Genomic DNA, 15,141 nt, shown 5'->3' with positions numbered 1-15,141 from the left:
CAATTACATAATCGGCAATTATCCAAAACGCCGGGCGCGGGGCTGTATTGCCTCTGCGTCCGGCATTTCTTGTTTGTCCATTTTCCCGCATTTAGAACCCCGTTTTGCGGGGAACAGGATAACTTTATCCATCTGCCTGCTGTCCATGCGGAAAAGCCCTTGATTTCCGTGTATTTTTACCGTCCTAAATGCGTAGACAGGAGGTATCTTTTCCGTTGGCGTTCCGCCTCTTTCTTTCGGCGTACCTGCACCGCACAATCCGGGCAGTATTTGGCCCGGTTGGAGTTGGGCGTAAAGGCCGCCCCGCAGACGGTGCAGCGTTTGATATCATCCCGGCCTTTGGTGATTTCGGCGCACAGGGCCGCGTCCAGCGGCAGGACGGCCACCTTGAACCACCGGCACAGCAGCGAATAGGAAATACTCTGCACACAGACACATTCCTCCCCATCGTCCAGCAGGAGGCAGTTTCCGTTACAGTAGTTGCAGCACTCATGGGTGAGCCTGCGGGCCTTGCGGTATTGGGGGTAACTCATTCTCGGTATATTCATCGTTCCTGCGTAAGCTCCTTTCCCGGCGCTGTCCGCAAAATGCTGTCCACATTCTGTTTGACAATGCCGTATTCTTTCAATTTTTGTTTCGCTTCGCTGTATTGTGCGGACAGCCGTTCCCGTTCTGCGTCCAGCTTTTTATACTCGGTTTTGAGGGCGTACAGGTTGGGGAGCTTTGTGATCCCAGCCTCTTTGAGCGCCTTTGCCGCCGCCTCATACAATATCAGTTGGCTTTCATGCTGCCGCTGGAACGCGGCCTTGTCTTTGACATTTCGCAGTTCCAGCACCACAGGCCGGAGCTGCTTGTAGGCGGAGAGGTTTTTTATCAGCAGCGCCATATCCCCAAGGCGGCGTTCTGCGTCTTTCAGGGCGGAGGCCGCCGCGTCGCCCACCGCGCTGATCTCGGCCAGCCTGCTTTCCAAGCCCTCGTAGCTGTCAATCTGGTGTTCCGTGATGAAGTTTAAGGAGTTGGCGGCCTGTTTCAAGTTGTGCAGCTTCGCCCACCGCGCATAGCCCGCCGACTGCTGGGCCTTGATACTGTCCTCCAAGGCGATCCGCAGGGAGATTTCCCCGGCGCTTCTTCTGCGCGGCCCTCGGTCGATGGCAATGCCCTTGATTCGCTGGGTGATCCGTTCCTCGGTGTAATCCTCCCCCAAGGTCTTGCAGCGGGTGAAGCGTTCCTGTCCGGGGGCGCGGAATGAAATAAACTTGCCCTGTTTGACTTCATAGCCCTGCGCCTCCATGAGCTGCAAAAAGCTGTCAAAATCTTTGGACTGCGGGATGGCCGCGTCGATAGCAATTTTTAGTTTTGCTTTCCAGCTCTTGCCCTTTTTCTGTGCGTCCCACTCGGCATAGGTCTTGCCCTTGTCCTTGCCGGGCTTTACCACAGACAGGCCGTGTTCCTTGCACAGCCGGTCGCTGGTGCGCCGGATAAAGGCGTAGCTCTGACGGTTGGAAATGTACTTGCGCTGGTTCGCCATATCCACGGCGCAGATAATGATGTGGTTATGCAGGTGGCCCTTGTCAATGTGGGTGGTAATCACATAGGGGTATTTGCCTTGCAGCACTTCATCGGCAAGCTGCCGCCCGATCTCGTGGGCCTGCTCCGCCGTGGTTTCCCCCGGTTCAAAGGCTTGTATCAGGTGATGTGCCAGATTGTTTCCCTTTTGGTACGCCTGATCCAGCAGCATTTGAAATTCTATATCCGCCGTTTCATAGGAACAGCCATAGGAAGAAACGAACAGCTTTTCATCGGTCTTGTCCGGGTTCTCGATGTAGTCCAGCGCCTTTTTCAGCGTTGACTTGATAGGATGGATCTTTGTAACTGCCATATCTGTGCCAGCGCCCCCTTGATGTCCTCCAAGTCCTGCGCGTACACAGTCCCGGTACTGTTGATACGCCTTGCAATCTGGTTGATGTTGACGCCGATTTTTTGCAGCTCTGCGGTCTGCGCCCGGACGGGGCCGGTGTCGATATGGACGATATAGCCGTCGATCAACATTTTCCGGGCGTAGGCAGAAAAGTTCTTTGTGCCAAGCTGGGCCATCTTCTGTTGGATCAGCGCCCGTTCCTCCGGCGTCACTGGGACGCGCAGCACAAATTTCCGTTTTCGGTTTGCCATTGGTTCACCTCCGTTCATTCAGGGGTTTGGGGACTTCCCCAAGATACAAACGGGAAGCCGTTTGCCGGGAGTGTGGCTACACTCCCTATGCTTGCTGTTTTTCTTTTCCTCCACTCCTAATACTCTGAGAAGCCATCAAACTACCCGCAAAATAGCGCTTTGGAAAGAAAAATTTGCAAAAAAATAAGAGGCCCTTGGCCTCCATACAACAAATGATAAACAAATGCCGAATCCGTTTGACGCGTTCGCTTGACGGTCCGTGTCTACAGCACATCGTTAAACTTACCCGTTCTTTTGTTTTACCTTTGCAGAGAATACGGTATAAAAGATTCTGTCATACTACTTTCATACTATCAATTTAGAAGAGGTAAAACACGATGAAACAAAATTACAATGAAATCTTGCGGGAGTACCGCATCTACTTGACCGAACATGAAAAATCTCACGCAACCATACAAAAGTATGTTCGTGAGTTGGTTTGGTTTCTTTCATTTTTACAGGGGGAAGAACCTACAAAAGCAAAGGTGCTGGAATATCGAGAGCAACTGCAACAGAGCCACCATGCCCGCACCGTAAATGCCAAGCTGTCCGCCATTCATTCCTATCTGGACTACCTGGGGCTGGCGGCCTGCAAGGTGAGGTTTTTGAAAATCCAGCATACGGTATTTGTGGATGACAGCCGAGATTTGACCGAAGCGGAATACCACCGCTTGTTAGACGCTGCCAAAAGGAAAAAGGACAGCCGCCTGTATCATGTGATGCTTGCCATTTGCACCACCGGAATCCGGGTCAGTGAGCTTTCCTTTCTGACTGTGGAGGCATTGCACAAAGGAAAAGCGGAAATCCGCATGAAAGGCAAAATCCGCACCATTCTCTTGACAAAAGAGCTGTGCCGGAAATTGAACGCCTATGCCAAAGAAAAAGGCATCCGAACGGGGTATCTGTTCTGCACCCGTACCGGAAAGCCCTTAGATCGAAGCAATATCTGTCATGATATGAAAAAGCTGTGCCGGGCGGCGCGGGTAAATCCTGAAAAGGTCTTTCCCCACAATTTGCGGCACTTGTTTGCAAAATGCTATTATGCCATCAAAAAGAATCTGGCATATCTTGCGGATATTTTAGGACACGCCTCCGTGGACACCACGCGTATCTATGTAGCTATGGGCACACGGGAACATGAGCGAACCTTACAGCGGATGCATCTGATCTCATAGCACCACGGAATAATGATTCTGTGGTTCCATGGCCCCCTTGCTCAGTTACAAGTAGAACTGATTAGCTCTATTATAAGTGTATCAGAGCAGATTTTCAACCATTTATTACATATAGAACAGCAAAATAAATACGAAAAATAGACCTGCACCGCGAAATATGTGCGCAGGTCTGCTTTTTATGCCTGTCAGAACGCCCTTAGTTGATTAAAATAATAATTTTCTTCCTAGAAGCAGTAACGATTACCCCAGAATCATTATTCTGCGGTAATTGAATCGTTCAGAAAAGGAAAGTTTGTGGTTAGGATATTCCCTTTGAAATGGCAGGAGGTGAATAAAGTGGAAGAAAGATGGTCGGTAGAATTGTTGGAGTGCTTGGCCCAGAAGGCCGGATGTGGGTATCTGTCGGATTTGCGGTATCTCAGCCCATGGGAGCAATTCCATCTGTCCAGGGAGCTTTTACATGTTCCTTCGGAAGCCTTTTCGCTAAAAACGTGGAATGACGCCTTGGCTTATCTGACGGGTCTTTCCCAGCAAGCGGATGCATCCGCCGCGAAAGAAACGTTGATGAAGCATCTATCGGAACACTGTAGCGGTTTGCAACGTCATCCGAGCCGAGAATGAATTTGAATAGAAAGGTGGTTAGAATGCTATGCAAATTACTGTTGTAGGCGCAGGTTATGTGGGGTTATCTCTTGCCACTCTGTTAGGCCAAAAGCATGAAGTAATAGTGCTTGATATTGATGAAGAAAAGGTTGCGAAAGTTAATTCCCGTATTTCTCCCGTTCAGGACGTATATCTCGAAAAGTTTTTTGCCGAAAGAAAACTAAATTTGACAGCCACTGTAGATACGGCAATAGCATATAAAGACGCCGAGTATGTAATTATTACAACACCTACTAATTATGAGGATGAAACCAATAGCTTTGATACTCATGCGGTTGATTCCACCATAGAAATTTGTATGGCAAATAATGATCATTGCATTATGATCATCAAAAGTACGGTTCCTGTTGGGTATACAAGGAGTGTGCGAAAAAAATATAACACCAGCCACATTCTATTTTCCCCTGAATTTTTAAGAGAAACGAAAGCCCTATACGACAATTTGTACCCTTCCAGAATTGTTGTTGGTACAGATATTGCAGACCCTGCTATGGTTATCCATGCACAGGTTTTTTCAACCATCTTGCAAGAGTGCGCAAATAAAGAAGATATTCCCGTCTTGATTATAGGGCTTGATGAAGCAGAAGCCGCTAAACTTTTCGCTAATACTTATTTAGCCATGCGTGTTGCGTTCTTTAACGAATTGGATACCTTTGCAGAAATGAATGGGTTAAGTACAAAGAACATCATAGATGCAATTTGTCATGATCCTCGAATTGGTAAGCATTATAACAATCCATCTTTTGGCTATGGCGGATATTGCCTCCCGAAAGATACAAAGCAGTTGAAATCAAGTTTTCATGATATTCCTGAAAATTTGATTACCGCTGTGTGTCAGGCAAACCACACCAAAAAAGGCCATGTCATAAAGGGAATTCTGAATAAACATCCTGGCACAGTTGGTATTTACCGCTTAACGGCAAAGTCTAATTCTGACAATTTCCGTTCAAGTGCTGTTTGGGGTGTTATGGAGGGGCTTTCCAAAGAAAAACAAGAAATTGTAATATATGAACCCTTATTAGGCGATGCCGCAGAGTTTATGGGTTATAAGGTTGTACATTCTTTTGCGGAGTTTAAGCGTTCATGTGATGTTATTGTTGCTAATAGAGTTTCCAGTGAACTCTCGGAAGTTATGTATAAGGTTTATACAAGAGACATCTTTGGAAGAGATTGACCCGGCGAGGCGGTGATTGTAATGTACACATTTTTCTTGATGGTCGAGGATTATATCAAAACTCATAACCTTCACCTCTTTATGTTTTTCTTCGCATTCATTTTCATTCGATGGGGAATAGTATTTTTCCATGCTATTCGATATAAGCCATATGATTATGAAGATAAAGAAATAAATTATTTTACATCGGTGCTGCTCCCAGTCGTTGACGAACCATTAGATCTATTTTATAGTGTTCTGATGAAAATAGCACGCCAGAATCCGTCTGAGATTATAGTTGTCATTAATGGGCCAAAAAACGAGGGGCTTGAAAACCTGTGTGTAGATTTCAACAGGAATTTACCAATTTGCTTTACTCCTATTCAGCATTATTATACACCTGTTGCCGGTAAGAGAAATGGGATCCGTGTGGCAATGGAGCACATTAATCCGAATTCCGATATAACAGTGCTTGTGGATAGTGATACGGTATGGACAGAGGATACTTTGTCCGAGTTGCTGAAGCCTTTTGCTTGTGATCAAAAAATTGGCGGTGTTACAACCAGACAGAAAATACTTGATCCTGACCGCAAACTCGTAACCATGTTTGCAAATTTGCTTGAAGAGATCAGAGCTGAAGGAACGATGAAAGCAATGAGCGTTACAGGCAAAGTGGGCTGCCTTCCCGGCAGGACAATTGCTTTCCGTACTCAGATTTTGAAAGATGTGATGTATGACTTTATGAATGAGACATTCATGGGATTTCACAAAGAAGTATCCGATGACAGAAGCCTCACAAACCTGACGCTCCGAAAGGGGTACAAAACAGTTATGCAAGACACCTCAGTAATTTATACAGATGCGCCCACCGAATGGAAAAAATTTATCAGGCAGCAGTTAAGATGGTCGGAAGGTTCACAGTATAACAATCTGAGAATGACTCCTTGGATGTTAAAAAACGCCAAGCTGATGTGCTTTATTTACTGGTCAGATATGATTAGTCCGATGATGCTGGTTAGCGTTTATGCCAATACTATAATTTGCAAGGTGTTAAATATACTTGGCTGCGCGATTCCAACATTGGCATATACCGCTCCATGGTGGCAGATCATTCTCTTTATTCTTCTTGGTTGTATCATTAGTTTTGGTTCACGAAATATTAAGGTTATGAGAAGTGTGAAGTGGTATTATACATTACTGCTTCCAGTATTCATCCTTGTTTTAACTGTTGTCATGGTTCCTATCCGATTGCTAGGCCTTATGCTCTGCTCTGACGATATGGAATGGGGCACCCGGAAATTGGAGGAGGACAGTGATAAAGTGGAAGTTCCTTAATTGCATTTGTATATTCGCGGCTGCTATATTTATATTATGGGTTGGTTGCAACGAACAGCCTGTCGATACCGAGAAGGCCGATGGCTCTGACAGCATTGCGTCTATTGAGGCTCCGAGTAATAGTCAAGCTACACTGGAAGAACCAACTACGGAATCTATTGTAACAGAATCCTCAGTTGTCGAGTCTGAATATTATCCTATTACAGAGGGACAAAGATATTTGGGCGTTTATGTTCAAGGCCCCGAAGAGACTGATGTTTTAGCTGACAGCATCAATACTTTAGCTTGGTTTGATCGTTTTGATCAGACAAGTGATTACAAGATTTCTTTATGTTTAGACGACAATAAATATATAGCGTTTATCACTTTGCAGCCTACCGACTGGGACTTAAAATTGGTTTCTGACGGGTATTATGATGATTTAATTATTGAATATTTTAAGAAACTCTCTTCGGATAACAGAGCCAATACAGAACTTTTTGTTCGATTAGCGCATGAAATGGAAATGAGGCCCTCTTACAAATCTGGTTGGTACAGTTGGCAAACAGATGATGCTCACGCATATGTAAACGCTTGGGTTCACATTGTGAACTTGGGTAGGGAATATGCTCCCAATGTTAAGTGGGTATGGTCTCCCAACAGGGCAGACGAATACACAACGAAATATTATCCAGGTGATGAGTATGTTGATTATGTCGGATTGACATTGAATAACACATTGGATTCCCGTGAGAGTTTTCAGCAATTCTATGAAAATGAGGGTCAAAGAGACTATTTGGAAGCATATAATAAGCCAATTATTTTTGGAGAGATCGCGGAGCATAGCACCAGTGATGAAGTTCGCAATGAATACATACAATCTGTTTTTGATTATCTTGGAACCTACGATAAATGCATCGGTTTTATTTTCTTAAATCATGATATAGAAAGTGCAAGACAATACAAGTTTACAGATTGCGAATTGATATTAGATACATTTATTGAGAATGCGAGGGATTACATTTGTGCGAAATAAGAAGTTTACAAAGTATCAGATCATGACGAGAGTTGGAACGATTATCAGCATTTTACTGTTTGTTGTCCTTGGATTTTGTATCGAAGTTATTTTCTAAAAAAATGGAGAAAGTGAAAGATGGAACATCAAACCAAAGGAACGTTGCGCAATCAGGCCGTCATTACATCAGCCGGATCGCCCCGAGCAACCACACCGCGGTTCGTAAGGTATTGGATGGGAGCAATTCCCCCTAACGCTGATCCCATTGGCGGTTTCAGGAGGGAGCCGTCATGTGTAGAACGGGATATCGACCAACGGAAATGGGAGTAACACCGTTAAAAAAAACATCCCCCGGCCCGTGGGAAATGTGGCCGGAACCATGAATTTGCGTATGCAATAAAATATCATACTATTTTTTTGTTCGCCCGGAGGGTTTATGCCCTTCCGGGCGAATTTTGTTATTTCCTTCGGCCCGCTCTATCGGTCAAACACTTTTTCAAAATTTTTTTAAAAAAGTGGTGTTTGGCGGGTAGCTGGAGGCCTTTCAACAGTAACTTTGGCGGAAAGGGAGAAAACCACCGAAATCCCCCACAGAAAGGGGGTGAAAAGATGGAAACGATCCCCCGCAATGATTTTATCCTGCGGCACCGCTATGATGCTTTCTGCAAAGCGGTACTCCGCAATGAGGCTAAAAGCTACTGGTCGGAGATGGCGCATCGCCGCGAACGTGAAAAGTCGCTGGATGCTCTGACACAAGAGGAAATGGACAAGCTCTCAGTCGTGGATGATTACCCCAGCGACAGCTACGTTTTTTCGTCGTATGGGTATGACCTGCTGATCGACAACGAGCTTGTAGCCGAGGCGTTCGCCAGCCTGCCGGAACAGGAACAAAGCATTTTGATTTTGCACTGTGTTCTGGATTTGGCAGACGGAGAAATCGGCAGCCTCATGGGAATGTCCCGCAGCGCCGTACAGCGTCACAGGACAAGGACCCTGAAACAGTTGCGTATGAAATTGATGGCGTTCATGCCAGAGGGAGGTAAACGCGGATGAAGGAACCTACATTCAACGGCAGAGAGCTTCTTCCCCTTTCGGTGATGGAAGCTGCCCACGCTGGGGATGCAATGGCTATGGAGCAAGTGCTGCGGTACTATGAGGACTACATAAACAAGCTCTGCATCCGCACCTTGTATGACAGCAACGGCATCCCCTATGTGTGCGTGGACGAGTATATGAAGCACCGTTTGGAAATCAAGCTCATTCATTCCATCATCGTTGCCTTGAAGTAACGACCCGGCCACGGTAACGGAAATGTCTTATTACTCTCTTTCCGCATTTCCGCCGGCTCGGTGGCTGATGTATGTACCTTGACAAATACGCCCGCAGGACAATGGCGGCGCGTCATAGGGCATACGGACACATTCTGTCTACACCGAGCCGGACGGCGGGTGCGCCATGATGCTGGTTTCTACGAAAACAGCGGAGCGACAACCACCCAGCCGCAAAATAAGCGTAGCTGCTTATGGGCGATGACGTGCAGGCAGGACAATGATACTCCCTTACAGCCACAGTCCGAGCGTTAAAAGCGTCACAGGCAATGGGTAGGGCCGTGTGAGAACCACACGGGGGTGAAAAGCCCGTGGAGCTGGGCCGCCAGCCGTCCGTGTTTTGCCCACATTTACAAGGAACCTTTGCTTTGAACAGAAGGAGGCCATATTATGAGTAATAACGATGTGCCTATTTGGGAAAAGTATACGCTTACCATTGAGGAAGCGTCGAAATATTTTCGCATTGGAGAAAACAAACTGCGTCGGCTTGCCGAGGAAAACCCATCCGCTGGCTGGGTGATTTTGAACGGCAACCGCATCCAGATCAAACGGCAAAAATTTGAAAAAATCATTGATTCTCTTGACACAATCTAGTGAAAAAGAGCCTTGACTATGCTATAATACTCTTAAAGCGTGTCAAGGCTCTTTCCGTCATGGAAAGGAGCATGACGAAATGTCAAAAAAAGAACGAGATGAAAAAAGGCGGGACAGCAAAGGCCGCCTTTTGAAATCTGGAGAGAGCCAGCGAACAGACGGAAGATACGCCTACAAATATACGGATACCTTTGGAGAACCGAAGTTTGTGTACTCATGGAAGTTAGTCCCTACGGACAAAATCCCTGCCGGAAAACGCCCGGATATTTCTCTGCGTGAGAAAATCAAGCAGATACAAAAAGACCTTGACGATGGGATTGACACCATCGGTAAGAAAATGACCGTGTGCCAGCTATATGAAAAGTATATCCGGCAGCGGGGCAATGTGAAACGGGGAACCCATAAGAGCCGCCAGCAGTTAATGAAACTTCTGTCCGAGGATAAAATCGGAGGGGCCAGCATCGACAGCGTGAAGCTGTCTGACGCCAAAGAATGGGCCTTGCGTATGCAGGAAAAGGGCGTGGCCTATCATACCATCTGCAACGGCAAGCGTTCCCTGAAAGCCATTTTTCACATGGCCGTACAGGACGATTGCCTCCGCAAGAATCCCTTTGACTTCCAGATCAATGAGGTTATCAACGACGATACCGTACCAAAGGTGCCGCTTACCCCTGCACAGGAAAAGGAGCTTTTGGGCTTCATGCAGAGTGACCCCGTTTATGCCAAGTATTATGACGAGGTATTGATTCTGCTGGAAACCGGACTTCGCGTTTCCGAACTCTGCGGCCTGACGCCTGCCGACCTGAATTTTGACAAGCGGTTTGTGAATGTAGACCACCAGCTTTTGAGAAGCACCGAGGACGGCTACTACATCGAAGCGCCAAAGACAGACAGCGGTTATCGCCAGGTGCCTATGAGCGCAGCGGCCTACAAAGCATTTCAGCGTGTGTTGCACAGGCGAAAGGACGGCAAAGGCGTTGTGGTGGACGGGTATAAGGGATTCCTGTTCTTAAATCGGGACGGACTGCCGAAAGCGGCTGTCAACTATGATTCCATGTTTCAGGGCCTTGCCAAGAAGTTCAACAAGTTCCATGCGGAACCGCTGCCGGAGGTCATGACGCCACACACCATGCGGCATACATTCTGTACCAGAATGGCAAATGCGGGCATGAACCCCAAGGCATTGCAGTACATTATGGGGCATTCCAATATCGTTATGACGCTGAACTATTACGCCCACGCCACGTTCCATTCCGCACAGGAGGAAATGGAACGGCTGCAAGCCAAGTCACAGACCGCCGCCGCAGTCAACGCGCAGCCTGCGTCAGAGAGCGCCCAGGAATCCAAGGCCGCATAAGATACGCAGAATGTACTACTGTTTGTACTACGTTTGAGAACGAAAACATGAGGGGTAATAAGAATGTTTGTGAGGTTCTTCCGATAGGAAAAATGCCGGAAAAGCCCGAAGTTAAGGGCTATACCGGCATATAAGAACATCTAACGAGATAATTGGAAATCTATTAAATGATTGATATAAAATTTTAGGTTTGTGTATAAAACTTTTAATTTTACCCGTTACCATTATAATTGGATTTATTTATGGCTTGTGAAAGGAGGCGGACTATGCCGCGAAAGCCCTTGAACAAAATACTGCGCAAGGCAAAGCGCATCCTGCGGCGCAGGCTGCCGCTCGCCTGTTTTGCGGCGATCCTGCTCGCGCTGTGCGCCACGGCCGGAATTTACCTGTCGCGCAGCGCCATTGCCGAACCGCCGGCGCAGGAACCCCCCGTACAAAATACCGATACACAGAAGGATACCGTCCCCCTGCCCCTCCCCATGGCGGGGAGCGGCGTGACCCTATCGGTCGGCAAACAGTACTATACCTTCACGCTGCGCACGGCGGACGCTTCCCTGTCCTGCGGCCTGCCCTCCCGGGTGGGGGAAGCCGACCGGCGCGCGCTGCGCACCCGCTCGGCCTACCGTTTCCCGGTGGCAAGGGACGGCGTTCCCACAGGCGCCGTCACGCTGACGCTTGACCAGAGCGTGGACGGCACGGTCTTCTACGTCCAGTCCGACGCCCCAGCCCAGGACGCGCTCTACCTCGATATCTCGGCCGCCCAGGACGACGCGCTGACCGTCCGGCCGGTTTCCTTTGGGCGCAGCGCCGCCGTGGACGCGGACGCGCCTACGTGGGACGAACCGTACCCCGGCTCCGCCGCCCTCTATCTCGAGGGGGACGGCGTGCACCTGCGCCTGTCGCGCCTGTGTGCGCTGCGCAGCCTCGGGCAGACGGTGTATACCTACCGTTCGCCGGCCGCCGGCGCGGTGCTCTCGCAGACGGGCGGCGGGCTGCGCCTGTCCCTGCCGCTTACCTGCAAGGAGGGCGAGCTTCTTGACGCAAGCGGCGTGCTCACCGAAACGCCCGGCGTAAACTGGGAGGACGGGACCGCCCGCCAGAACGTCGGCTACCTCGACGCGGCGGATACCGACTACCACATTATGGCCGACGGCGTATACATCACGATGCCGGAGGACTACGCCCCCCGCGACGGCGACGGCCGCCATATTTACCGCACCGCGACCGCCTGGCTGCTCGGCCCCTGCACGTACGACAGCAACGGCCCCATGTTTGCGGCCATCGGGAAGTCCATCGTGTACACCTACCTTGACAATGTAAATGAAAAGGGCTTCCTGCCCACTGGGCCGACCTCGGGGTGGCTGCAAGGCGATTTCGGCATCGGCGGCGGCTTTTACGACACCCGTTTCAATTTCGATACCATGAAGCGCCTGATGCGCGCGGAGACCGTCTGGGACGACCACGAAATCGGTGAAACCGTGCAGCGCATGCTGGACTTTTACTGCGGTTTTGCCGACCGCAACCAGTTCACCTTCCTCGGCCACCCCTTTGTACCGGATTACGGGGATGCGGAAGGGGACTCCAGGGGCGCGCTTAGCTCCCTCAACCACTACCTCGCGGAGGGGCTGCTCCTGCTGCGGGCCGGCGACGCCTACGCAAACGAGGGCTATACCGCGCGCGGCTGGGGCGTGCTGGACGCGATTGACAAGACCTATTACCGCTGGATCCGCGACAACGCCGACCTGTGGTACGGCGTCTACCCCGACGGCTGGCTGCGGCGCGGGGATTACGTCGAGGTCACCTACCTCGACCTGATCGACGCGGCCGCGCTGCTCGACAAATACGGCCGCTGGGAGGAGTACGAGGGTATCCAGACCCTGCTGCACGAAAAAGAGCGCTGGCTCCGCCTGGCGGGGCGGCCGGAACTGCTGGAGGATCATCCCGCGTTTACCTTTGCCGATTGATTGCAATTTGACATGCAATATGGTAGACTGGATTAAATATGTCACAAAGGACCGGATTCGATGTCAAGTAAAAACACCATGACGCGCGACGCGATGCTTTTCCTCCCCGCCAAAATCGTAGAGGGCCTGCTGATCATCGCGTGCTCTTCCCTTTATACGCACATTTTCTATACGGACACGGTCGGGACGTTTAATTTCGTCAATTTTAACGTCCAGATCGCCTACCTCGTCCTCGCGGGCTGGATGGCCAACGCCGCCACCCGCTACGTCGGCGAGGAATACCGCACGGACCAGGGGCGCGGCCTGTTTTCCACCGTTGCGACGGTCTACTTGCTGATCTGCGCGGTGGTCGCCGGGGTATGCTGCGTCACCGCCGCGGTCACGCGCAACCCGCTTTACCTGGGGTTTGCGGTGATGTTCTTCAGCTACACCATCTTCCAGATCCTGAATTCCGCGCTCATCCAGCTCGGCCGCATGAAGGCGTCCATTTTCCTGTCCCTGACCTCCGCGGTGCTCAAGCTTGCGGTGGCGTATGGGCTGGTATACGGCATGCGGAATCCCGCGTCGCCCTTCCCCGCCATCCTGTCGAACACGGTGGCGGACGGTGTGGCCGGGATCGGCGCGGTGCTCGCGCTTTCGCTGCCTACCGTGGTGCGGCTGCAGTATTTTTCCAAGCCCCTGCTGAAAAAGTTCTTTAAATACGGCTTGCCGCTCATGGGCATGTCCATTTCCGTCGCCCTGCTGAACCAGATCGACAAGTATTTCGTCGTCGGCTTCTTCGACATGGACGTATACGGCATCTATTCGAGCAACAACTCGATTGCTTCCGGCCTTTTCACCNTTTTTCCAAGCCCCTGCTGAAAAAGTTCTTTAAATACGGCTTGCCGCTCATGGGCATGTCCATTTCCGTCGCCCTGCTGAACCAGATCGACAAGTATTTCGTCGTCGGCTTCTTCGACATGGACGTATACGGCATCTATTCGAGCAACAACTCGATTGCTTCCGGCCTTTTCACCATGATCTCGGTCGGCATCATGCGCGGCGTCTATCCCGCCGTGCTGCGCGGCTGGCGCGACGGCGGCCGCGCGGAGGCCAAGCCCCTGCTGGATGCGGGCGTACGGCTGTACCTGCTGATCGCCGTGCCCGCCGTGTGCGGGCTGGCCGCGGTTTCGCTGCCCATGAGCCGCGTCCTGTTCGACGTAACCAAGGGCTATGACGCGGGCGCGCCCGTGATTGCGTATACCGCGCTCGCCATGCTCTTTATGGGGCTTGCGGAGTACGCGAACAAGGCGTACGAGCTTGAGCAGTCCACCGTGCACGTCCTGCAAAACAGCGCGGCCGCCGCCGTGATCAAGGTGGCTTCCAGCGTCATCCTGCTCAAAACTGTCGGCTTTACCGGCGGCGCGATGGGCTCGGTCGTGGCCTTTGCGGCCTATTTCATCATCACCGCCGTGCGGGTGCGCCGCCGTTTCCTGTTCCATGTGCCCATGGCGCGGCTCACGCGGATCATCGGCTGCGCCCTGCTGTGCGGCGCGTCGGCGTATGCCTGCACGCTTCTGCCTGTGGGGAACCTCGTGCGCCTGGTGTGCGCGGTCGCGGTGGGCGGCCTTGTCTACGCCGTGACCATCGTGGTTTCCGGGGAAGCGCGGCCGGAATTTGATGCAATCCGCCAAAAAGTGTTTAAACGCTGAACTGAACCGCTTGAATTCCGCGTGTTGCGGTGATATAATAGGAACCTATTTGAAAAACCATTGGGGGACCGGTTTTATGCAGCTTTTAAAGGACGCGATCCTGGAGCGCGGCAGCGTCAAGAACGGCGACGTGCTCAAGGTGGACGCGTTTTTAAACCATCAGATGGATATTCCGCTGATCAACGAGATGGGCAAGGCCTTCCAGGAATATTTTAAGAACCAGCACATCACCAAAATCCTGACGATCGAATCGTCCGGCATCGGGATCGCCTGCATCGCGGCACAGTACTTTAACGTACCCGTCGTGTTCGCCAAAAAGAGCGAGAGCCGCAACCTTGACGGGGCGGTTTATACCTCGCGCGTGACGTCCTTTACGCGCCAGCGCAATTACGATGTGATGGTCTCCAAAAAGTTCCTGGCCGCCGATGACCGCGTGCTGATCATCGACGATTTCCTGGCGCGCGGCAGCGCCCTGCTCGGCCTGATCGACATCATCCGCCAGTCGGGCGCGACGATCGTCGGCGCGGGCATCTGTATCGAGAAAGCCTATGACGACGGCGGCAGCAAGGTACGCGGCCTGGGCATCAAGGTGCATTCGCTTGCAAAAATCGAATATATGGATGAAAACCGTATTGTCTTTGCAGATTAACGCAAAATAAAAGAAGTATCATAGAGAGGT

15 protein-coding genes are annotated in these 15,141 nt (G+C 50.6%); 12 read left to right on the top strand and 3 right to left on the bottom strand.

The genetic code is table 11. The features are described 5' to 3' along the window. Positions 1-176: 176 nt before the first annotated feature. Genes CZ203_RS13985 through CZ203_RS13975 form a run of 3 tightly spaced genes read right to left on the bottom strand, consistent with a single transcriptional unit; the run spans position 177 to position 2,169 of the window. Positions 177-548, bottom strand: a complete 372-nt coding sequence (locus CZ203_RS13985; RefSeq protein WP_002566658.1) for a cysteine-rich VLP domain-containing protein — start codon at positions 546-548, stop codon at positions 177-179. After that, positions 545-1,879, bottom strand: coding sequence for a relaxase/mobilization nuclease domain-containing protein (locus tag CZ203_RS13980; protein WP_002566657.1), 1,335 nt, complete (start codon positions 1,877-1,879; stop codon positions 545-547). Before CZ203_RS13980 ends, CZ203_RS13985 begins: the two co-directional genes overlap by 4 nt. Further along, on the bottom strand, positions 1,840-2,169 hold the full coding sequence (locus CZ203_RS13975; protein WP_002566656.1) for a plasmid mobilization protein: 330 nt from the start codon (positions 2,167-2,169) through the stop codon (positions 1,840-1,842). Before CZ203_RS13975 ends, CZ203_RS13980 begins: the two co-directional genes overlap by 40 nt. Positions 2,170-2,546: 377 nt before the next feature. Between CZ203_RS13975 and CZ203_RS13970 the strand changes: the two genes are divergently transcribed. The 12 genes from CZ203_RS13970 to CZ203_RS13900 all read left to right on the top strand — a co-directional run bounded on the left by CZ203_RS13970 (position 2,547) and on the right by CZ203_RS13900 (position 15,111). Beyond that, the gene (locus CZ203_RS13970; protein WP_002573990.1) at positions 2,547-3,383 is read left to right on the top strand and encodes a tyrosine-type recombinase/integrase; all 837 of its coding nucleotides are present in this window, start codon (positions 2,547-2,549) and stop codon (positions 3,381-3,383) included. A gap of 336 nt (positions 3,384-3,719) precedes the next feature. Beyond that, a complete protein-coding gene (locus CZ203_RS13965; RefSeq protein ID WP_018595755.1) occupies positions 3,720-4,004 on the top strand; it encodes a hypothetical protein in 285 nt (94 codons plus the stop codon). A gap of 28 nt (positions 4,005-4,032) precedes the next feature. Continuing rightward, on the top strand, positions 4,033-5,220 hold the full coding sequence (locus CZ203_RS13960) for a nucleotide sugar dehydrogenase (protein ID WP_002566654.1): 1,188 nt from the start codon (positions 4,033-4,035) through the stop codon (positions 5,218-5,220). A 21-nt stretch (positions 5,221-5,241) separates the two neighbouring features. After that, on the top strand, positions 5,242-6,534 hold the full coding sequence (locus CZ203_RS13955; RefSeq protein ID WP_087066773.1) for a glycosyltransferase family 2 protein: 1,293 nt from the start codon (positions 5,242-5,244) through the stop codon (positions 6,532-6,534). Beyond that, positions 6,512-7,549: a glycosyl hydrolase gene (locus tag CZ203_RS13950; protein WP_087066771.1), complete on the top strand. Its 1,038-nt coding sequence runs from the start codon at positions 6,512-6,514 to the stop codon at positions 7,547-7,549. The genes CZ203_RS13955 and CZ203_RS13950 overlap by 23 nt, the downstream gene beginning before the upstream one ends. 588 nt (positions 7,550-8,137) lie before the next feature. Beyond that, positions 8,138-8,581, top strand: a complete 444-nt coding sequence (locus tag CZ203_RS13940) for an RNA polymerase sigma factor (RefSeq protein ID WP_002566650.1) — start codon at positions 8,138-8,140, stop codon at positions 8,579-8,581. Beyond that, positions 8,578-8,817 carry a helix-turn-helix domain-containing protein gene (locus tag CZ203_RS13935; protein WP_002566649.1) on the top strand — a complete coding sequence of 80 codons (240 nt, stop codon included), beginning with the start codon at positions 8,578-8,580 and terminating at the stop codon, positions 8,815-8,817. Before CZ203_RS13940 ends, CZ203_RS13935 begins: the two co-directional genes overlap by 4 nt. A 429-nt stretch (positions 8,818-9,246) precedes the next feature. Next, the gene (locus tag CZ203_RS13920) at positions 9,247-9,450 is read left to right on the top strand and encodes an excisionase (RefSeq protein WP_002566648.1); all 204 of its coding nucleotides are present in this window, start codon (positions 9,247-9,249) and stop codon (positions 9,448-9,450) included. Positions 9,451-9,529: 79 nt separating this feature from the next. Next, a complete protein-coding gene (locus CZ203_RS13915; RefSeq protein ID WP_002566647.1) occupies positions 9,530-10,807 on the top strand; it encodes a site-specific integrase in 1,278 nt (425 codons plus the stop codon). A gap of 266 nt (positions 10,808-11,073) precedes the next feature. Further along, entirely contained in the window at positions 11,074-12,771 is a 1,698-nt protein-coding gene (locus tag CZ203_RS13910) for a hypothetical protein (protein ID WP_087066769.1), read from the top strand. Between the two features lie 881 nt (positions 12,772-13,652). Continuing rightward, complete coding sequence (locus CZ203_RS13905; RefSeq protein ID WP_235847536.1) at positions 13,653-14,462, top strand: lipopolysaccharide biosynthesis protein; 810 nt, start codon at positions 13,653-13,655, stop codon at positions 14,460-14,462. Positions 14,463-14,538: 76 nt separating this feature from the next. Then, complete coding sequence (locus tag CZ203_RS13900; RefSeq protein WP_087066765.1) at positions 14,539-15,111, top strand: xanthine phosphoribosyltransferase; 573 nt, start codon at positions 14,539-14,541, stop codon at positions 15,109-15,111. Positions 15,112-15,141: the final 30 nt, after the last annotated feature.

It is taken from the genome of Intestinibacillus massiliensis (assembly GCF_900155735.1).
Classification (GTDB): Bacteria; Bacillota; Clostridia; order Oscillospirales; family Butyricicoccaceae; genus Intestinibacillus; species Intestinibacillus massiliensis.
This window is presented reverse-complemented; position numbering and strand designations above follow the sequence as displayed.